At 70.7% G+C, this 21,259-nt stretch carries 10 protein-coding genes; 6 read left to right on the top strand and 4 right to left on the bottom strand.

The annotated features are described in order from the left end of the window. Nucleotides 1–12 precede the first annotated feature (12 nt). Nucleotides 13–468 (bottom strand): GtrA family protein, encoded by a 456-nt coding sequence (locus RC2_RS15705; RefSeq protein WP_072681614.1) that lies wholly within the window; start codon nucleotides 466–468, stop codon nucleotides 13–15. Between the two features lie 81 nt (nucleotides 469–549). Between RC2_RS15705 and dprE1 the strand changes: the two genes are divergently transcribed. The 6 genes from dprE1 to RC2_RS15675 all read left to right on the top strand — a co-directional run bounded on the left by dprE1 (nucleotide 550) and on the right by RC2_RS15675 (nucleotide 13,071). Beyond that, nucleotides 550–1,956, top strand: a complete 1,407-nt coding sequence (dprE1, locus tag RC2_RS15700; protein WP_068149027.1) for a decaprenylphosphoryl-beta-D-ribose oxidase — start codon at nucleotides 550–552, stop codon at nucleotides 1,954–1,956. After that, a complete protein-coding gene (gene dprE2 / locus RC2_RS15695) occupies nucleotides 1,953–2,717 on the top strand; it encodes a decaprenylphospho-beta-D-erythro-pentofuranosid-2-ulose 2-reductase (protein WP_068149023.1) in 765 nt (254 codons plus the stop codon). The genes dprE1 and dprE2 overlap by 4 nt, the downstream gene beginning before the upstream one ends. Further along, complete coding sequence (locus RC2_RS15690; protein WP_174552345.1) at nucleotides 2,714–4,645, top strand: galactan 5-O-arabinofuranosyltransferase; 1,932 nt, start codon at nucleotides 2,714–2,716, stop codon at nucleotides 4,643–4,645. Before dprE2 ends, RC2_RS15690 begins: the two co-directional genes overlap by 4 nt. Then, a complete protein-coding gene (locus RC2_RS15685; protein WP_068149018.1) occupies nucleotides 4,642–6,438 on the top strand; it encodes a glycosyltransferase family protein in 1,797 nt (598 codons plus the stop codon). The genes RC2_RS15690 and RC2_RS15685 overlap by 4 nt, the downstream gene beginning before the upstream one ends. Beyond that, the gene (locus RC2_RS15680; protein WP_082895538.1) at nucleotides 6,435–9,689 is read left to right on the top strand and encodes an arabinosyltransferase domain-containing protein; all 3,255 of its coding nucleotides are present in this window, start codon (nucleotides 6,435–6,437) and stop codon (nucleotides 9,687–9,689) included. Before RC2_RS15685 ends, RC2_RS15680 begins: the two co-directional genes overlap by 4 nt. A 67-nt stretch (nucleotides 9,690–9,756) precedes the next feature. Further along, nucleotides 9,757–13,071, top strand: a complete 3,315-nt coding sequence (locus RC2_RS15675) for an arabinosyltransferase domain-containing protein (protein ID WP_068149011.1) — start codon at nucleotides 9,757–9,759, stop codon at nucleotides 13,069–13,071. Between the two features lie 23 nt (nucleotides 13,072–13,094). On the opposite strand, the gene RC2_RS15670 is transcribed toward RC2_RS15675, so the two are convergent. The 3 genes from RC2_RS15670 to pks13 are packed head-to-tail and all read right to left on the bottom strand — an operon-like array spanning nucleotide 13,095 to nucleotide 21,145. Further along, the gene (locus RC2_RS15670) at nucleotides 13,095–14,363 is read right to left on the bottom strand and encodes a lipase family protein (RefSeq protein ID WP_139277431.1); all 1,269 of its coding nucleotides are present in this window, start codon (nucleotides 14,361–14,363) and stop codon (nucleotides 13,095–13,097) included. Nucleotides 14,364–14,414: 51 nt separating this feature from the next. Next, nucleotides 14,415–15,959, bottom strand: coding sequence for an acyl-CoA carboxylase subunit beta (locus tag RC2_RS15665; RefSeq protein ID WP_068149005.1), 1,545 nt, complete (start codon nucleotides 15,957–15,959; stop codon nucleotides 14,415–14,417). Then, a complete protein-coding gene (gene pks13 / locus RC2_RS15660) occupies nucleotides 15,956–21,145 on the bottom strand; it encodes a polyketide synthase Pks13 (RefSeq protein WP_068149085.1) in 5,190 nt (1,729 codons plus the stop codon). The genes RC2_RS15665 and pks13 overlap by 4 nt, the downstream gene beginning before the upstream one ends. Nucleotides 21,146–21,259 lie beyond the last annotated feature (114 nt).

Here is a 21,259-nt window from a genome sequence, read left to right as displayed (position 1 = left end):
GACACCGGAGCGTCAGGACACGCGGAAGATGACCGTCCGCTGCACCACGAAGTTGATGACGGTGGCCGTGCCCTGCGCGATGACGAAGGCCACAGCGCTGTAGATCACGGTCTCCGGCCAGAGGTGGCCGAACAGGGTGTAGAGCACGTTCTGTACGCCGAACGTCGCGAGGTAGAGCAGCACGACGGCGACGAACCGCTTCCGGCTCGGCGCGGCGGCGAACGTCCACCGCCGGTTGATCAGGTACGCGACGGTGGTCCCGACGACGAACCCGACGGCCTTGGCCAGGGAAAGCTGCACGTCCAGCCCGTACTGCAGGGCGATGGTGATGGAGAAGTCGACGATCGCCGAGAGCACTCCGGTGACGAGGAAGCGCACGATCTGCGTGCGCAGATCCGGAGCGGCGTCGGCCGTGTTCTCCGTCAGGGGGAGCTCGACCGGGAGCGGTGCATGGGGCTGGTCCGACACGCGTGCGAGCCTAACCCTCGGGGCCCCGGACGCCTCCGCACCGCAGAGGACGGGAGCTGCGAGCCTGTAACCTGACTACCGATGTCCATCACCGATATGCCCCCTACCAGCGCGCGCACTCTCACCGGGTGGGCTCGCACGTCGCCCACCACGGCGCAGGTTCTCTCCACGCCGGACCCGGCCGTCGTCGCCGACGCCGTCCGCGTGGTGGCCGAGCAGAACGACAGCAAGCCGTCGCACCTGCGTCGCGGGGTCATCGCCCGTGGGCTGGGGCGCAGCTACGGCGACAACGCGCAGAACGGCGGCGGCCTCGTCGTCGACATGAGCGCGATGAACCGCATCCACTCGATGAACGCGGAGACGCACATCGTCGACGTCGACGGCGGCGTGAACCTCGACCAGCTGATGCGCGCCGCGCTGCCACTGGGTCTGTGGGTTCCGGTGCTGCCGGGTACGCGCCAGGTCACGATCGGCGGCGCCATCGGCTGCGACATCCACGGCAAGAACCACCACAGCGCGGGCAGCTTCGGCAACCACGTGCGGTCGATGGATCTGTTGCTCGCCGACGGCACCGTCCGGCACATCACGCCCGACGGCGAGCACTCGGCGTTGTTCTGGGCCACGGTGGGCGGCAACGGGCTGACGGGCATCATCCTGCGCGCCACCATCGAGATGACTCCGACGGAGACGGCGTACTTCATCGCCGACGGCGACGTCACCGCGAGTCTCGACGACACCATCGCGTTCCACAGCGACGGCAGCGAGAGCAACTACGACTACTCGAGCGCTTGGTTCGACGCGATCTCCGGTCCGCCGAAGCTGGGCCGGGCCGCCATCTCGCGGGGCTCGCTGGCTCGGCTGGACCAGCTGCCGACCAAGCTGCAGAAGGACCCGCTGAAGTTCGACGCCCCCCAGCTGCTGACGTTCCCCGACGTCTTCCCCAACGGTCTGGCGAACAAGTGGACGTTCGGGCCGATCGGTGAGCTCTGGTACCGCAAGTCGGGCACCTACCGCGGCAAGGTCCAGAACCTGACGCAGTTCTATCACCCGCTCGACATGTTCGGTGAGTGGAACCGCGCGTACGGATCGGCCGGCTTCCTGCAGTACCAGTTCGTGGTGCCGCCGCAGGCCGTCGAGGAGTTCAAGCGCATCATCGTCGACATCCAGCGCTCGGGGCACTACTCGTTCCTCAACGTGTTCAAACTGTTCGGCGAGGGCAACCAGGCCCCGCTGAGCTTCCCCATCGCGGGCTGGAACGTCTGCGTCGACTTCCCCATCAAGGCCGGACTCGGCCGCTTCGTCGCCGACCTGGACAAGCGAGTCCTGGAGTTCGGCGGCCGTCTCTACACGGCCAAGGATTCGCGGACCTCGGCCGAGACGTTCCACGCGATGTACCCCCGACTCGACGAGTGGATCGCTGTCCGCCGCTCCGTCGACCCCACCGGCGTGTTCGCCTCCGATATGGCCAGAAGGTTGGAATTGCTGTGACGATCGATGCCGTAGGCGACCCGCAGACGATCCTGGTGCTGGGCGGCACCAGCGAGATCGGTCTCGCCATCACCGCGGAGTACCTGGCCACCGCGCCCGCGCGGGTGATCCTCGCGGCGCTGCCGAACGACCCGAAGCGCGATGCGTCGGTGGCCCAGATGGAGGCGGCCGGTGCGCGCGAGGTCGAGGTGATCGACTTCGACGCCCTCGAGACCGACGCGCATCCCGCCGTCATCGAGAAGGCCTGGGCCAAGGGCGATGTCGACGTCGCGATCGTCGCGTTCGCCGTCGACTTCGACCCCGAGGAGCTGTGGCAGGACCAGCGCAAGGCAGTTCTCACCGCGAACATCAACTACACGGCGTCGGTGTCGGTCGGCGTACTCCTGGGCCAGAAGATGAAGGCGCAGGCCTCGGGACGCATCATCGTGATGTCCTCCGTCGCCGGTGAGCGGGTCCGCCGCTCGAACTTCGTCTACGGCTCCACCAAGGCGGGCCTCGACGGCTTCTACCTCGGACTGGGAGAAGCGTTGCGCGAGTACGGTCCTCGCGTGACGGTCATCCGTCCCGGCATGGTGCGCACCGAGTTCAGTGCCCACGTCGACGAGGCTCCGCTGACCGTGGACAAGGAAGACGTCGCCAAGCTCGCCGTCGCGTCCGCCCGCAAGGGCAAGGACCTGGTGTGGGCACCGGGCCCGTTCCGCTTCGTGATGATGGGGCTGCGGCACGTGCCGCGTCCGATCTTCCGCAAACTTCCCATCTGACAGTGCGGGCGGCAGCCCCGGCGCGGACGGCTCTCACCGTCGCCGCCGAAGCACTGGCGGCTGCGGCGGTGGCTGCGCTCGTCGTCGCGGTGGGCCTGACGGCCTTCTCGGTGGTCCAGTGGCCGGCGTTCAACTCCTCCAACGTCACGCGGGCCGTCACCACCGTGGGCCAGGTGGTCGCGATGGGCGTCCTCGCCGTCGCGGTGGTGCTGGCGCGCCGCCACGTCCGACCGCTGTGGTGGAAGCCGCTGTCCTGGATCGGGTTGTCCGCCTTCGTCACCGTCACGCTGGGCATGCCGCTGGCGGCGACGAAGCTCTACCTGTTCGGCGTCTCCGTCGACCAGGAATTCCGCACCGAGTACCTGACGCGTCTGACGGATTCGCCGGCGCTGCAGGACATGACGTACGCCGACCTCCCGCCCTACTATCCGGCAGGCTGGTTCTGGGTGGGCGGACGCATCGCGGACGCCCTCGGCCTCGCGGGCTGGGAGGCGTACAAACCCTGGGCCATCGGCTCGCTCGCGATCGCGGCCGTGATCGGCCTCGTGCTCTGGTCGGCCCTCGTGCGCCGTGACCTGGCGATCCTCGCGGCCCTCGGAGTCACCGCCCTGGTCCTGGCGTACGCCTCGCCCGAGGCGTACGGCGCGGTGATCGCGGTGTTGATCCCCCCGATCCTGGTACTCGCCTGGGGCGGTCTGCATCGTCCCGGCGCCTCCCGCGGCGCCGGCTGGGGCGCCGTCGTCGCCACCGGGCTGTTCCTGGGTGTCTCGGCGACCGTCTACACGCTCTACCTCGGTTTCACCGCGTTCGCCGTCACGCTCATGGCGCTCACGTCGGCGTTCCTGCGGTACCGCGCGACGAGAACGGTGCGCGCGGTGCTGGACCCGGCCCTGCGCCTGATCGTCGTGGCGGTCCTGTCCGGACTTCTCGCGCTCACCGTCTGGGCGCCCTACCTGGCGGCGGCGCTGACCGGTCGCACCGCCGAATCCGGTACCGCACTGCACTACCTCCCCGCCACGGGTGCCGAACTGCCGCTGCCGATGGCGCAGTTCACCCTCCTCGGCGCGCTCTGTCTCGTCGGCTCGGTGTGGATCCTGGTCCGCCTGAAGGATTCCCGACGTGCTCAGGCCCTCGGGATCGGGGTGGTCTCGGTGTACCTGTGGTCGCTGCTGTCCATGCTGGCCACCGTCGCCGGAACCACGTTGCTGGGCTTCCGGCTCGAACCCGTCCTGATCGCGCTGCTCGGTGCGGCCGGAGTGTTCGGCGTCGTCGACGGCGCCCGAGTGCTGTACCTCGTCGCCTCGGAGTCCCCCCGCGTGCGGACGGCGACCGTCGCCGTCGCCGTGGTCGGGTCCGTCGCGTTCGCGCAGGACATCCCGCACGTGCTGCAGAACGAGATCACCGTGGCGTACACGGACACCGACGGCAACGGCGACCGCGCGGACCGTCGCGCGCCCGGCGTGGCGTCCTACTACGGCGAGGTCGACGCCGCGCTGCAGGCCGCCCGTCCGGGGCCGCGGACCGACACCGTCGTCCTCACCTCGGACACGTCCTTCCTGGCGTTCCTGCCCTACTTCGGTTTCCAGGGACTCACCAGCCACTACGCCAATCCGCTGGCCGAGTTCGCGGCGCGGGCGGACACGATCGAGAACTGGAGCGAGCTCACCACCGCGGACGAGTTGATCGCCGCGCTCGACGCCTCGCCGTGGCGTGCACCGGACGCCTTCCTGTTCCGTCGTGGCGCCGACGGGTACACGCTTCGCCTCGCCGAGGACGTCTACCCGAACGATCCGAACGTCCGCCGCTACACCGTCACGTTCCCCGAAACCCTGTTCGACGACCCGCGATTCGACGTCCAGGACATCGGTCCGTTCGTGCTCGTCGTGCGGGAAGCCGACGCCGGTGCCGAGAGGACAGCCGGCTCGTGACCGGGGTGCTGACCGAGCCGACCGCCGGCGACGACACGACGGTCGCGCCGCGACGACGTCGTCCCGACGTCGTGGCCGCGAGCGTCTACCTCGTCCTCGCCCTGATCGTCCTCGGCGGTCAGTGGCGGCATCTCGGCTCGGGGTACCTGCGGTACTCCGGCCAGGATCAGACCATGTGGGAGTGGTTCTTCGCCGTCACCGCGAAATCGGTGGCGTCGCTGCAGAACCCGCTGTTCTCGGATCTGCAGAACGCCCCCGCCGGGGTCAACATGATGGCGAACACCGCCATGCTGGGCCTGTCCGTTCCCCTGACCCCCGTGACGCTCGCCTTCGGCCCGACGGTGACCTTCGCACTCGCCCTGACGCTCGGCCTCGCGACCACCGCCTTCGGGTGGTACTTCCTGCTCTCCCGCACGGTGATTCGCGCGCCTCTGGCCGCCGGCCTCGGCGGCCTGATCGCGGGGTTCGCGCCGGGCATGATCAGCCACGCGTCGGCCCACCCCAACTTCACGGTGCTCGGCGTCCTTCCCCTCCTGCTCTTCTGCCTGATCCGGCTGGGACAGGGCCGGAACGTCCGTCGACACACGGTGGCACTCGGTCTGCTGGCGGCGTGGCAGGTGCTCCTCGGCGAGGAGCCCCTGTTGATCTTCGCCATCGCGGTCGCGCTGATGCTGGTCACTCACACCGTGTTCGCGCCGCGCGTCACGCTCGCCGCGGTGCGGCGGGCCGCCGGGCCCGTCGTCGTCGCCGCCGTGCTCGCGGGAGTCCTGGTCGCCGGGCCCCTCTGGTGGCAGTTCCGGGGGCCCCAGAGCTACAGCCACCTGGACCACCAGCTGCCGGGCAATTCCCTCCTGTCCTTCGTCGCCTTCCCTCCTCAGTCGCTGGGGGGACTCGCCGTCCCGGTGCAGGACGTCGCGCTGAACCCGACGGAACAGAACGCCTACTTCGGCATCCCCCTGCTCGTCCTCGTCGCGGCGTGCGTCGTCGTGCTCCGGCGTCTGCCGCTCGCCCGAGCCGCGGCCGTGACGATCCTGGTGCTCGCCGTCCTGTCGATCGGCACCGAACTGGCGATCACCGAGGACCCCGTCGTCGGCTGGGCGCCGGGCGAATGGCTCGACCGCACTCCCCTGCTGGAGTCGGTGCTCGAGACCCGGTTCGTCCTCGCCGCCGTTCCCCTCGTGGCGACGCTCGTCGCCCTGGTGACCGATCGCGTCCTCGCCGCCCGGCCGACCGGCAGGCGCCGTCGCGTCGGCATCTGGGCCGGCGCCGTCGCGGTCGCGCTGGTCCCGCTGGTCCCCGTTCCGCTGCCGACGGCCGAGCGCACCCCGGCCCCGACCGTCCTCGCCGACGGCACCTGGCGCAGCGGTGTCGGCGGTGTCGAGGACCTCGACGGTGTGCACGGCACGGTGGTCACGGTGCCGATCCCGAGCCCCGGCAACGCCGACGCGCTCCGGTGGCAGATCGACGCGGGCCTCGACTACCGGATCGCCGGCGGCTATTTCGTCGGCCCCAGCGGGGAGGCCGACGGCGAAGCGAAGTACGGCGCCATCGACCGGCCCACCGCACTCCTGCTCGGCCGCGTCGCCCGGTCCGGGGAGGTCCCGGACGTTGCGGACATCGATCGCTCCCGTGCGCGCGAGGATCTCGCCTACTGGAACGCCGACGTCGTGATCCTTCCCGACGACGCCTCGCAGGCCGACGCCCTGCGCCGCACCGTCGCGACCCTCCTCGGCGACCCCGGGGCACGAACCGGCGACGCCACCGTCTGGGACGTGCGAGGCGTGCGGGAATGACGGGACGACAGGGGTCGTCGCCTAGCATCGGGGCCGTGTCGAACGCTGTCGCCGAGTCTCCCTCCACCACCCACCCGGCAGCACGGTCGTTCCGCACGGCCCGTCTCGTGGCCGTGATCACGGGCGTACTCGGCACCCTGCTCGCGCTCGTCACCCCGTTCCTGCCGGTCGAGCAGGATGCCGCGACGATCTCGTGGCCGAACGGCGAGTTCGAGTCCGTCTCCGCCCCGCTCGTGTCCTACCGCCCCCTCGCGCTGGATGCGACCGTGCCCTGCTCGGCGCTCGCCGCGGCGCCGGCGGACAGCACGGTGCTCTCCACGGCGGCGCCGGGCGCTCCCGACGCCCGTCGGGTCGGGCTGGTGGTCTCGACCGAGGCCGACCGCACCCTGTCGGTCGTGCTGCGGGACCAGTTGCTGCTCTCGGCTCCGGCCGATGCGCTCACTGGATGCGACGCCCTCACGATCACCTCGACGCAGGACGGCACCACGGTCACGCTCGGCGACCGGATCGGCGAGGTCGCCGGTGACCAGCGTCCGCAGACCGTGGGACTGTTCACCACGCTCGGCGGTCCCGCGCCCGACGGCACCGCGGCCACGGTCGACGTCGATTCCCGCTTCTCGTCGTCCCCGTCCGCCCTCAAGCTCCTCGCGATGATCGTGGGCGCCCTGCTCACCGTCGCGTCCCTGGTGGCTCTGCATCGTCTGGACGGCTCCGACGGACGTCGGCCCCGGCGCTTCCTCCCCGCGCACTGGCTCCGGCTCACCGGGGTCGACGTCGTGGTCCTGGGCACCCTCGTCGTCTGGCACGTCATCGGCGCGAACACCTCCGACGACGGCTACCTGCTGAACATGGCCCGCGTGTCCGAGAACGCCGGATACATGGCCAACTACTACCGCTGGTTCGGCGTCCCCGAGGCGCCGTTCGGCATGCCGTACTACGACATGCTCGCGGCGCTGACCAAGGTCTCCACGGCCAGCCCGTGGATGCGACTGCCCGCCCTGATCGCCGGCATCCTCTGCTGGCTGATCATCAGCCGCGAGGTCATCCCGCGACTCGGCCGTGCGGTCCGCACGCGCCCGGTCGCGGTGTGGACGGCGGGTCTGGTCTTCCTCGCCTTCTGGCTGCCCTACGACAACGGCCTGCGGCCCGAGCCCGTGATCGCGCTCGGCGCGCTCGTGACGTGGTGCTCGATGGAACGGGCCATCGCGACGGGCCGGTTGCTGCCCGCCGCGGTCGCCGTCGTCGTGGCGGCGTTCTCGCTCGCCGCCGGCCCGACGGGCCTCATCGCCATCGCGGCTCTGCTCGCCGGATCCCGTCCGGTCCTGCAGATCGTCGTACGACGACGCCACACGCTGGGACTGCCGGCGATGATCGCGCCGATCCTCGCGGCCGGAACGGTGGTGCTGACCGCGGTCTTCGCCGATCAGACGGTGGCGTCCGTGCTCGAGGCGACGCGCGTGCGGTCCGCCGTCGGACCCAACGTCGCGTGGTTCGACGAGCGGTACCGCTGGGACGCGCTTCTGAACATCTCACCCGACGGGTCGCTCGCTCGGCGGTTCGCGGTGTTCGCCATGCTGCTGTGCCTGGTGACGTGCATCGTCGTCATGCTGCGCCGCGGCGGTCGCATTCCGGGCACCTCGCTGGGCCCGTCGCGCCGCATCCTCGGCATCGTGATCGGCGCCCTCGCCCTCATGATGTTCACCCCCACCAAGTGGACCCACCACTTCGGCGTCTACGCCGGGCTCGCCGGCTCCCTGGCCGCTCTGGGTGCGATCGCCGTCATCTCCGCCACCGAACGCTCACCCCGCAACCGCACGCTCTTCGGCGCCGCGGTGCTGTTCCTCACGGCGCTCGCCTTCACCGGCTCGAACGGCTGGTGGTACGTCTCGAGTTACGGCGTGCCGTGGTTCGACAAGCCGCCGTCCATCGCCGGCAAGGGCTTCGCGACGGTCCTGTTGGGGCTGACCGTCCTCGCACTCGCCGTGGCCGCGTGGCAGCACTTCCGTGCGCCGTTCCGGCCGCCGCAGCCCACCCGATTGCGCCGATGGAGCGGAGCTCCGCTGACCGTCGTCGCTGCCGCCGTCGTCCTCTTCGAGGTCCTCTCGCTGGTGAAGGGCGCCGTGGCGCAGTACCCGGCGTACTCCGTGGCGCGGTCGAACCTGAACGCCCTCACCGGTGAGACGTGCGGCCTCGCCCGCGACGTGCGCGTGGAGTCCGATCCGAACGCCTCGATGCTGCAGCCCCTGACCCCCACGCCGGGCGTCGACCCGCTGGCCGGCACGTCGTCCACCGGCTTCACCCCCGACGGCGTCGCGAGCGACCTCTCCGCGGACCGGGAGACCTCGGGCACCACCGGCGGCGCCAACTCCGTCGACCCGTCCGACACCGATCAGACCAGCACCGCGAACACCGCCGGGACCGGCGGCGGTACCACCGCGGGCACCGGGGTGAACGGCTCACGCGTGGCCCTGCCGTTCGGGCTCGATCCCGCGACGACACCGGTCCTCGGCAGTTTCGGATCCGGCGATGCCGCCCCGGCGACCCTCGAGTCGAGCTGGTACGCGTTGCCGCGGACCGACGACTTCCTCGCGATCACGGCGGCCGGACGCATCAGGTCCGTGGACGCCGACGGCATCGTGACCCCCGGAGCGTCCCTCGAGGTGGAGTTCGGTGTCGTCTCGGGCGACGACGAGCAGGCCCTCGGCCGGGTGACCCCGATCGACATCGGCCCCGCACCGTCGTGGCGCACGCTACGAGTCGACTCGGCCGACATCCCCCGCGAGGCGAACGCGGTGCGGCTGGTGGCCACCGACGACGACCTCGCCGGGGACCAGTGGCTCGCCGTCACACCCCCACGGTTGCCGCGGACCGAGACGCTGAACACCGTCGTCGGGCCGACCGCGCCGGTCCTCCTCGACTGGTCCGTCGGACTGGCTTTCCCGTGCCAGCGGCCGTTCGACCACCGCTTCGGTGTCGCCGAGCTGCCGGAGTGGCGGATCCTGCCGGACCGCACCGGCGCCGAGTCTACCAACGCCTGGCAGGACTCCATCGGCGGCGGGCCGCTCGGCTGGACCCCGCTCGTCCTGCGGGCGGACACGGTGCCGACCTACCTCGCCGACGACCTGCGTCGGGACTGGGGGTCGCTCGAGAAGTACACCCCGATCGACCCGGACGCGGCTCCGGCCGGCGTGGACGTCACCACCGTGACCCGGTCCGGTCTGTGGTCGCCGGGTTCGCTGGGCTACCAGTAGGTAACCGGCGATTCGGGCGCGGCGTCACGGTCGCATAACATCGGTAGCCGTGCCTGACGCTCCCTCCGTGCCGCCCGCGACGACACCCGACCGCGAGAGCAGTGCAGCCGACTCGCGACCGGGCCGCGGGGACGACGCCCGGGCGCGGTACCGCACCACCCGGCTGATCGCCGTCGTCGCCGGTTTGCTGGGCACGCTGTTCGCCGTCCTGACGCCATTCCTGCCGGTCACGCAGGACGACGCGTCGATCCGCTGGCCCCAGAACGGGACGCTCGAGAGCGTCGACGCTCCGCTCATGTCCCAGGTCCCGCAGTCGATGAGCGTGACGGTGCCGTGCACGGCGGTGGCCGCCCTCCCCGCCGGCGGCGGCCTGCTGCTCTCGACGGCGCCCGCCCGCGGCGAAGGCGCGGCGCTCAACGCGATGTTCGTCCGCGTCTCCGACACCTCGGTGGACGTCCTGGACCGCAACGTCGCGATCGCGTCGGCACCGCGGTCGCAGGTCGAGTCGTCCGCCTGCACCGCCATCCGCTTCGACTCCGACATCACCGCCACCACCGCCGCGTTCGAGGGCCTGACCGACGACGCCGGCGTCCCGCGCGCCGGACGTCTCGACGGGGACTTCCGTCCCCAGGTGGTGGGCATCTACTCCGACCTGTCCGGACCGGCGTCGTCGTTCCCCGGCCTGACGGTGGACATCTCGGTCGACTCGCGGTTCTCGTCGTCGCCGACGCTGCTCAAGCTGCTCGTCATGGTCGGCGCGATCGGCACCACCGCCCTGGCGCTCGGTGCACTGGCCCGGCTCGACGGCATCGACGGGCGCAGGCATCGACGCTTCTTCCCGGCCGGGTGGTGGCGGCCCTCGGGTATCGACGGCGTCGTGGTCGGTGCGCTGGTCGGCTGGCACTTCTTCGGCGCGAACACCTCCGACGACGGCTACCTCCTCACCATGGCCCGTGTGTCGGAGAACGCCGGCTACATGGCCAACTACTTCCGCTGGTTCGGTGTCCCCGAAGCCCCCTTCGGGTGGTACTACGACGTGTTGGCCGCCTTCGCGAAGGTCTCCACCGCGAGCCCGTGGATGCGCCTGCCCGCACTGATCGCGGGTGTGCTCTGCTGGCTGGTCATCAGCCGCGAGGTGGTTCCGCGGCTCGGCCGCGCCGTCCGCACCAACTCGGTGGCGCTGTGGACCGGCGGGCTGGTCTTCCTCGCGTTCTGGCTGCCCTACGACAACGGTCTGCGGCCGGAACCGATCGTCGCGCTCGGTGCCCTGCTCACGTGGTGCTCGGTGGAACGCGCGATCGCCACCGGACGCCTGCTGCCCGCCGCGGTCGCCGCGATCGTCGGCGCGTTCACCCTCGCGGCGGCGCCGACCGGATTGATGTGTGTCGCCGCCATTCTCGCCGGCATCCGGCCGCTGACCCGCATCGTGGTCAAACGGCACCGTGCCGTGGGGACACTGCCGCTCCTCGCGCCGATCCTGAGCGCCGGAACGTTGGTGCTGATCGTCGTGTTCGCCGATCAGACCTTCGCCGCCGTCCGGGAATCCACCCGCGTCCGGACGTTGATCGGCCCCAACCTGCCCTGGTACAACGACTTCCTGCGGTACTACTACCTCTTCGTCCAGACCGTCGACGGCTCGCTCGCCCGCCGCTTCGCGTTCCTGGTGATGCTGCTGTGCCTGTTCACCACGCTGGTGGTGCTGTTGCGGCGCAAGCGGATTCCGGGCGTCCCGTCCGGTCCGGCGTGGCGATTGATCGCCGTCGTCTTCGGCACGATCTTCTTCATGATGTTCAACCCCACCAAGTGGACCCACCACTTCGGGGTGTACGCCGGCATCGCCGGGTCGCTGGCCGCGCTCACCGCCGTCGCGGTGTCCGCGAGCGCGTTGCGGTCCCGCCGCAATCGCACCGTCTTCGTCGTCGGACTCGTCTTCGTTCTCGCCCTGTCCTTCTCGGGCATCAACGGCTACTGGTACGTCTCGAGCTACGGCGTTCCGTGGTTCGACAAGGTGGTCTCCGTCAGCGGCATCCAGTCCAACACCGTGCTGCTCGGGCTGTTCTTCGCGGCCGTCGCGCTGGCCGGCTGGCACTACCTTCGTGAGGGATTCGCGGCGCCGCAGCCGAAACCCGGCACCGTCCGCGGGCGTCGAATCCGGAAGTTCGCCGCGGCTCCGCTCACCGTGGTGGCCGGGCTGATGGTGCTGTTCGCGCTGGCGTCCCTGCTCAAGGGCGCGGTGTCGCAGTACCCCGCGTACTCGCTGGGCCGCTCGAACGTCCAGGCGCTCGCCGGCAACTCGTGTGGTCTCGCTCGCGACGTCCTGGTCGAGTCCGACCCGAATCAGGGCATCCTGCAACCGCTTCCGGGCCCGACCGATCCCGAGCTCGGCCCCCTGGGCGGCGAGGATCCGATCGGCTTCAGCGCGAACGGCGTGCCTACCGACCTCAGCGCGGACGCGGTGGAGGTCAAGCCCGGCCAGGGCAACACCGACTCCCAGTCCGTCGGCGCCTCGTTCGAGGAGGGCCAGTCGTCCGGTACCGCCGGCGGTGTCGGCGCCGTCGGCGTCAACGGCTCCACCGCCGCACTGCCGTTCGGTCTGAACCCCGCCACCACCCCGGTGCTGGGCTCGTACCAACCCGGTGTTCAGACCCCGGCGCGCGCCTCGTCCAGTTGGTACGGCCTGCCGGCCGCGTCCGACGACGCCCCGCTGATCGTCGTCTCCGCCGCCGGCCGCATCTGGTCCGAGGACCCGGTCGCGGGCACCACCACCTACGGCCAGTCCCTGCGTGTCGAGTACGGCCGCACCCAGCCCGACGGCACCGTCGCCGTCCAGGGCGACTACCTGCCCAGGGACATCGGCCCCGCGCCGTCGTGGCGCAACCTGCGGATCCCCCGCGCGGACCTGCCCGCCGACACCGACGCCGTCCGCATCGTCGCCAACGACCCCAACCTCACCGGGGATCAATGGCTGGCGTTCACTCCGCCTCGGGTGCCCGTGGTGACCACCCTTCAGGACGAGATCGGGTCCGAGCAGCCGGTGCTGCTGGACTGGGCCGTCGGCCTGCAGTTCCCGTGCCAGCGGCCGTTCGACCACCGCGTCGGCGTCGCCGAGGTGCCCGGCTACCGAATCCTGCCGGACCGAGGTCTGGCCGTGTCCTCCACGGACACGTGGCAGGCCGCCGAGAACGGCGGTCCGCTCGGATTCACGGAGATGCTCGCCTCCCCCGTCGCGATCCCGACGTATCTGAACCACGACTGGGGCCGGGACTGGGGTTCGCTCGAACGCTACGACCGGTTCGACCCGTCGGCGACCGCCGCGGACGTCGAGGTCAGCGAGCGCACCCGCTCGGGTCTGTGGTCGCCGGGGACGCTGCGGGTCTACTGATCCCGCTGGTCCGACGCCGAGGACTACGGGCCCGCCGACGCGGGCTCGACCGGTAACGGGTCACCGCAGGTGGATCCGGCGGGCACGCCGGCCAGCCGATCGGCCAACCAGTCGACCGCGAGCAGGCCCCCGGTCATCGCCGTGTCCTGGTGCGAGATCTGGCCGAGCCACGCCATGGTCAGCGCGGGTTCGGCTGCGCTGCAGGCATTCCGGGCGAGAAGTGCGGTGGTGTTCGGCAGCACGATCTGATCGGCGAGGGACTGCACCACGAACAGCGGCACCCCCAACCGGGCCACGTCGAGGGTCTGCTCGGCGACGGCGCGCTGCCACGCCGGGTCCTGCAGCGGATCCTCCGCGAAGAACTGCGCCCCGCTCGCCCGGTCCACCAACAGCTCCACCGCCTGCTGCGACAGGCACCCTCGCCCCAACGACTCGTAGCGGTCCCGCGCCCGCTCGGTCAGCACCGACAGCGGCAGGTCCGGGTAGACCGACGGCCACGTCACCGCCACGCTGGGACCGATGCCCCACGCGACGACGGACCGGTACTGCTGGGAGAACAACGGGCCCAGCTCCACGGCGGGCGCGGCCGCCGCGACCGCCGCCAGCGTGAGCTCCGGCGCGTAGTCCGCGAAGGCCGCCGTCGCGAGCGCTGAGTGCCCGCCCTGCGAGTGGCCGAACGCCACGTAGGTCGTATTCGCCTGCGCCGGCGCATGACCCCGCGCCGCACGCACCGAATTGACGACGTCCTGCGCCTCGCTGCGAGCGATGAGGTAGTACGGATCGCCCTCCGTCCCCACGCCGACGTAGTCCGTCGCGGCCACCACCCAACCGCGAGCCATCACCGCGGGCACCCAGTTCGCCATGTCGAGAGCCGCGAGCGTCGGGTTCCGGTGCCGGGACGGCGTACAATCGTCGCCCAGCCCGAGCGTGCCGTGAGCCCACGCGAGCACCGGACGCCCGCCGGGTGGGGCCGGAGCGTCGGGAATCAGCAGCATGCCCGAGGACACCCGCGGCGACCCGTCAAACCCTTCCGAGCCGTAGAGCATGCGCAGCGCGGTACCGCCGGGCACGTCGAGATCGGCGATCTCCTCGACGCGAATCAGCTCGCCGGGAGCGACGCGCTTGTCGGGAGTCGCGTAGAAGTCGGCGAGCGACGCCTGGAACGTGTCGTCGTCGCGCCGGGTCTCGCCGGTGCGCGTCGCGATCACCACCACCACGACCGCCACAGCGATCACCACGACGGCGCCCAGCACCGCCGACACGGTCACCAGGCGTCGTCGTCTCACGGCCACGGGCGGAACGCTAACCCACCTGCGCAGCGGAGCACCGCGAAAACGGGTGGATCAGATGGGGAACAGGTGCTGCTTGCGAGGACGACGCTCGGGCGCCCGGTCACGCAGCAACCGCATCGCCTTGCGAATCTCGAGGCGCGTCGTCGACGGCTCGATGACGGCGTCGATGTACCCACGCTCGGCGGCGATCCACGGCGTCGCGACGTGCTCGTTGTAGAAGTCGATGAACTGCTGGCGAATCGCCGGCGCGTTCTCGCCCGCCTCGGCGAGCTGCTTGCGCGCCATGATCGACACGGCCCCCTCGGCACCCATAACGGCGATCCGTGCCGTCGGCCACGCGAAGTTGATGTCCGCGCCGAGCTGCTTCGAGCCCATCACGGCGTACCCGCCGCCGTAGGACTTGCGCACCACCACGGTCACCTTGGGAACGCTCGCGCAGACGTACGAGAAGATGAAGCGCCCACCGCGCTTGATGACGCCGATCTTCTCCTGCTCGAGACCCGGCAGGAACCCCGGCGTGTCGGTGACCAGCACCAACGGGATGTCGAACGCGTTGCAGATGTTGATGAAGTGCGACGCCTTGTCCGAACTCGCCGCGTCCAACGCACCCGAGAGCACCATCGGCTGGTTGGCGACGACACCCACCGGACGACCGTCGACGCGGGCGAAGCCGACGATGACGTTGTTGGCGGTCTGGGCGGTGAGCTCGTGGAACTCGCCGTCGTCGAAGATGCGCAACAGGATGTCGTGCATGTCGTACCCGGCGTTGTCCGAGTCCGGCATGAACACGTCGAGCGCGCGATCGTCCTCGGTGATCTCCGGCTCGAGGCCCGGGTTGATCACCGGCGGCGCCGAGTTGCAGTTCGACGGCATGTACGACAGGTACTTGCGCACCCACTCGAACGCGGCCTTCTCGTCCGCCGCCACGTGGTGGACGTTGCCGTACTCGGCCTGCTTCCGCGCACTGCCGAGATCGTGCAGGCTGACGTCCTCGCCGGTGACCGACTTGATGACGTCGGGACCGGTGACGAACATGTAGGCCTCTTCGGTGGCCACGACGATGTCGGTGTTGATCGGCGCGTACACGGCACCGCCCGCACACTTGCCCAGGATCACCGAGATCTGCGGGCACATGCCGGACAGCGGCTCCTGGCGGCGGCCGAGCTCGGCGTACCAGGCCAGCGAGGTCACCGCGTCCTGCACCCGAGCGCCACCGGAATCGTTGATGCCGATGCAGGGGCACCCGATGTCGGCCGCGAACTCCATGATGTGCGCGACCTTGCGGCCGAACATCTCGCCCACCGTGCCGCCGAACACCGTCTGATCGTGCGAGAAGACGGCGACGGGCCGACCGTCGATCAGGCCGTGCCCGGTGACGACGCCGTCGCCGTAGAGCGCGTTCGGGTCGCCGGGTGCGCGCACCAGAGCGCCGATCTCGACGAAGGTGCCTGGATCGAGGAGCATGTCGATCCGCTGGCGGGCGCTCGGAATACCCTTCTTGGCGCGCTTGGCGATGGCCTTCTCGCCCGCCGGTTCCTTCGCCTGATCGAGCTTCTCCCGAAGCTCGGCGAGTTTGGCGGCGGTGGTCGACGTCACGGGTGCGACTCGCTTTCCTTCGGTGTGGATGCTGCCGAGATCGTCTGCAACTTCGTCGTCAGGTCCGCCGCGATCGCCGAGATGTACGGCTCGTCGATCACGGCCAGGTGGTCACCACCGATGTACACGACGTCCAGGTTCGGCGCGTACGGACCCCACCCACCGTGCTCCTCGCGCTTGCCGAGTCGCGGCTCGAGGGCGATCGCGTCGTCGTGATACTTGTCCGCCATGTACAGCGTGACGTCGCCGTCGTAGTGCTCCGGCTGCGCCGTCTGGATGGCGCGGTTGTCCAGCCACGACGTCCGCTGATGCTCGATGATGCCACTCGGGATCTTGGCGCTGCTCATCTTCAACAGATCCATGATGATCGCGATCTGACCGTCGTCGTCGGCCTTCGCCAACCGCTCGTACGGCAGCGGATAGTCCACGTTGTAGAGCTTCTTGCCCACCTGCGCGTACCGCTTCCAGCGCAGCTCGATCTCCTCCGGGGTGTCCGGAATCGGCTCGTACGGCATCACGGTGTCGATTAGACCGACGTAGCGCACGTCCGCCCCCTCCGCCCGCAGCAGCGTCGCCACGGCGTAGGACAGCACCCCGCCGAGCGACCAGCCCATGAGGACGTACGGGCCGTCGCCCTGAATCTCCCGCAGGACCGGCAGATACTCGCGAGCCCGCTGCTCGATGGGACCCTCGGTGCGCTCGAGCCCGTACATCGGAGTGTCGGCCGGCAGGCGGCGCAGCAACGGCTCGTACACCACGCACGAGCTGCCCGCGGGATGGAAGACGAACACCGGCACGGCGGTCGATCCCTCGGGACGCGCCCGCAGGGTCCGCACCAGACCGGACACGTCACCGGCCTCGAGGAACGGCCGCACCACGTCGGCGAGTTGCTCGATGGTCTCCGAGTCGAGGATGTCGTCGAACGTCACCTCGCCCTTGGTGCGCTCGCTGAGCCGCTCGGCCAGCTTCTCCGCCGTGGGGTCGTCCAGGACCGGCAACGGGTTGAAGATGCCCTTCGCGGACTGCCCGGTGACCGTCGCCCACGTGGCGAAGGTCAACCGCTCGGCCGCGTCGCGCGGGGCGACGTCGGTGCCCGTGGCCTCGGCGAAGCTCTTCGCATCCGACGCGTCGCTGCTCGGGGCGGGGGCCGGCTCCGTCACGGGCCCGGCCGTGTCGGTGACGGGTACCTCGAACGCCGTCGCGACCGACGGCCCGGTGGCCTCGGAATCCGACGTGGACTCGGCGGTGGCAGCAGCCTCTCCGACCTCTCCGGCCTCGCCGGCCTCCCGGGCCTCCTCCGCCGCGCGCTCGCGGCGCTGCTCCTCGGCGAGCGCCTCGACCTCCTCGCGGTTCTCGAGGGCGTACCGGAGGTACTTCTCCACCTCGCGCAGGCTGGCGTCGCGGACGGCCTGCAGCTGCACCTGGGGAATGTCGAACTCGAACTCGACCCTGTTCTTGATGCGGACGGCCATGAGCGAATCGAGGCCGAGCTCGATCAGCGGGATCTCGGCCGGCAGGTCCTCGGGCGCGTAGCCCATCGACTCGGCGACGATGATCGCGAGCCGTTCCTCCATGGTCTGCGTGCCCGCGGGATCCCAGCGGTTGCCGAAGTCCTCGACCACCTCGGGCTCGTACTCGACACCGTCGCCGATCGCCGCGACACCGTCGCCGACAATCGGGCCGGCGACACTCGGGGCGGCGGCGGACACCGGAACGCCTCCGGACACCGCCGCGGTACCGCTCGTCACCACGGCCTCGGCCCAGGGGCGGAAGACACCGCCGTCGTTCCACTGCAGCTGCAGGGCGGCGCCGCCCGGGTGCGGCGTCAGCAGCGTGGTGATCGACCCCGTGGTCGGCGGATCACCTGCGACGACCGCACCGACGACGACGTCGGGCAGGACCTCGGACGCCAACCGTCGGACCAGGTCGTCGGCCGACGAGACGCGCGCGACGGGCGTCTCCCACACGGTGCGACCGTCCGGGAGGGCGACGCGAGCAGGCGAGCCGCCGAGAGTGACGTCGGCGTGCAGCCAGTGCTCCTTGCGCAGGAACGCGGTGCGCGGGATCGGCGCGTACTCGCCCGGGCCGATCACGGCGGCCAGGTCGACCGGGTGCCCGTGCACGTACAGCTCGGCCAACGCCGCGCGGAACGTTGCCGGTTCGCTCTCCTTGCGCTTGAGCGTGGCGATCAGCGTGGCGTCGGGAACGCCCGCGGCCCACGCGGTGGCCGCGACGGACATGAGCGCCACCGGGTTCGGGGCCAGTTCGACGAAGGTGGTGTAGCCGGAGTCGACGGCGGTCTTCACCGCCTGGGTGAACCAGACCGCGTGGCGCATGCCCTTGGTCCAGTAGTCCACCCCGTGGATCGGCTCGTGGCCGGCGCGGTAGAACGCTTCCTTGTCGACCGACGAGAACACCGCGGTCGTCAGCGGGTGCGGCTCGATGCCCATCAGCTCGGCGGCCAACTCGCCGAGGAGCGGATCGACGGCCGAGGTGTGCCCGGCCCCGCGCACGTCCAGGACGCGGCCCATCTTGCCGAGCGACTCCGCGTACTCCACCAGCTTCTGCACCGGCTCGGCGGGACCGCCGACGGTGGTGTGCGTGGGGGCGGCGTAGACGCTGGGCTCGACGCCGGGGAAGCGGTCGGCGAGTTCGGCCACCTCGGCGGCGGAGAACTCGACCAGGGCCATGGCGCCGGCCTCGGCGTCGCCGAGACCCTCCTGCCCCTCGCCCAGCAGGCGCGAGCGGGCGACGATGATGCGGACCGCATCCTCGAGGCCGAGGCCACCTGCCGCGTACGCCGCGGCGACCTCGCCCATCGAATGGCCCACGACCGCCGCGGGCATCGCGCCGTAGGAACGCAGGGTCTCCACCAGCGCCACCTGGATCGCGAAGATGGCGACCTGGGAGTTCTCGAATTCGTAGGTCTGCGCGTCGTCCGCGACGATCGCGCGAATCGAGTAGCCGGACTCGTCCTCGATCAGCTCGTCGACGCGGTCCAACGCGGCGGCGAACAGTGGCTCGGCCGCGTAGAGGGCCTTCGCCATCTTGCGGTGCTGGGCTCCGAAGCCGGAGAACACCCACACCGCGCCGTTGGCGGCGGGACTGTCGGACGACAGGACACCCGTGGCCGGTTTGCCGGCCGCGACGGCGCGCAGGCCGGTGATCGCCTCGGCGCGCGTGTTGGCCAGGACCACGGCACGCGACCGGCCGTGGTTGCGCTTGGCGAGCGCACGCGCGACGGACTCCAGGTCGGTGGTGCTGCCCGCCTCGGTCTCGAGCCAGTCGGCGAGTTCCGCCGCGGTACGACGACGCCGCGACGGCATCGACGCGGAGACCGCGAGCAGGACCGGGAGCGCGGGGTCGGTGGCATCGGCCGGGGTGGCATCGGACCGGGTGGCATCGGACGGGGAGACTCCGGCCGGCGAAGCCTCGGCGGAGCCGACGGCGCCCGTGGCCTCGGCCAACACCTCGCGCACCTCGGCGTCCGTCTCCTCGGGGGCACCGACGGACTCGCCCACCAGCGCCTCGGGGTCGACGTCGTCCGCGTCGAAGGGCACGGTGTCCGCATCGGACCCGACGGGTGCACCGTCGTCGATCCCGGCCGCACCGGGGACGTACTCCGCGACCACGACGTGGGCGTTGGTGCCACCGAAGCCGAAGCCGGAGACGCCGGCGACGGCCGATCCCGAGTAGCGGGGCCACTCGGTGGGGCTGTCGATCACCTGCAGGTGCGCGGTGTCGAACGGGATGTACGGGTTGGGTCCGGCGTAGTTGAGCGAGGCCGGCAGACGGTCCTCGCGCATGGCGAGCACGACCTTGATCAGGCCGGCGGCGCCCGCGGCACTCTCGAGGTGACCGAAGTTGGTCTTGGCCGAGCCCAGCAGAGCCGGCGCCTCGGCGGACCGTCCGCGACCGACGACGCGACCGAGCGCGTCCGCCTCGATCGGATCGCCGAGGATGGTGCCGGTGCCGTGCGCCTCGATGTAGTCGACGGTCGACGGCAGGATTCCGGCGTCCCGGTAGGCCGCCCGCAGGACGTCGGCCTGGGCGTCGGGATTGGGTGCGGCGAGTCCGTTGGAGCGGCCGTCCTGGTTGACCGCGCTGCCCTTGATGACGGCGAGGATGTCGTCGCCGTCGCGCTCGGCGTCCTCGAGTCGCTTCAGCACCAGCAGGCCACCGCCCTCGGAGCGGATCATGCCGTCGGCATCGGAGGAGAACGCCTTGATGCGGCCGTCGGGAGCGAGCACGCCCGTCTGACCGAAACCGAGGGTCGCCGCCGGCGCGAGAATCATGTTGACGCCGCCGGCCAGGGCGACGGTGGACTCGCCGCTGCGCAGGCTCCGGACCGCCTGGTGCACAGCCACGAGCGAGGACGAGCAGGCGGTGTCCAGCGCCACCGAGGGCCCGCGGAAGTCGAAGTAGTACGAGATGCGGTTGGCGACGATCGACGTCGACGTCCCCGTCAGCGCGTACGGATGCGGGTCCGTGTCGCTGATCGCGATCATCTGGTAGTCGTTGGTCGACGTACCGACGAACACGCCCACCGGCGCGCCTTTGAGGCCGCTGGCCGGGATGCGCGCGTGCTCGAGCGCTTCCCACGCCAGTTCCAGCGCGAGCCGCTGCTGGGGGTCGACGTTCGCGGCCTCGCGCGGGGACATGGCGAAGAACTCCGCGTCGAAGCTCTTCACGTCGTCGAGGTAGCCGCCCTTGGTGACCGTGGTCCGGACGGCCTCGGCGATGCGAGCGTCGCCGAGGAACTCCGACCAGCGACCCTCGGGAAGATCGCCGATGCCGTCGCGGCCCTCGCTGAGGAGCTCCCACGTCGATTCGGGGGTGTGTCCGGCACCGGGCAGTCGGGTCGCGAGACCGACGACGGCCACATCATGACCCGTCCCCGCCGACGCTCCGAGATAGAACGCATCGTCCGAGGCACCCTCCGGCGCGTCGGGTTCACCCTCGATGATGCGCGTGGCCAGCGACGCGATGGTGGGGTGCTGGTAGGCGACCGTCGCGGTCAGCGTCACGCCGACCAGCTCCTCGATCTCGCCGCTCAGCGCGACGGCATCGCGGGACGAGAGGCCGAACTCCTCCATCGGACGATCGTCGGAGATCTGCGAGACCGGTTGCCCGGTGACCTCGGCGACCCAGTTGCGCAGCCAGTCACGCAGCTGGGCGACGGTCATGTCCGGCGAGCCGGGAGTTCCCGTCGTGCTCGCCGTCTCGGCAGCCCCGGATTCCGCGGGAATCTCGGAGTCTCCGGTGCCGGTGTCCACGGTCGTCTCTTCTTCAGCCATCGA

Origin of the sequence: Rhodococcoides corynebacterioides NBRC 14404, from assembly GCF_001894765.1 — a bacterium.
GTDB lineage: Bacteria > Actinomycetota > Actinomycetes > Mycobacteriales > Mycobacteriaceae > Rhodococcoides > Rhodococcoides corynebacterioides.
Note: the sequence above shows the minus strand (reverse complement) of the source record. Positions and strands in the feature narration are given on the sequence as shown.

Coding starts and splice junctions, on each gene's coding strand:
- dprE1 (WP_068149027.1), top strand. CDS start 550: ATGTCCATCACCGATATGCCCCCTACCAGCGCGCGCACTCTCACCGGG.
- RC2_RS15680 (WP_082895538.1), top strand. CDS start 6,435: ATGACGGGACGACAGGGGTCGTCGCCTAGCATCGGGGCCGTGTCGAAC.
- pks13 (WP_068149085.1), bottom strand. CDS start 21,145: ATGACCGTCGCCCAGCTGCGTGACTGGCTGCGCAACTGGGTCGCCGAG.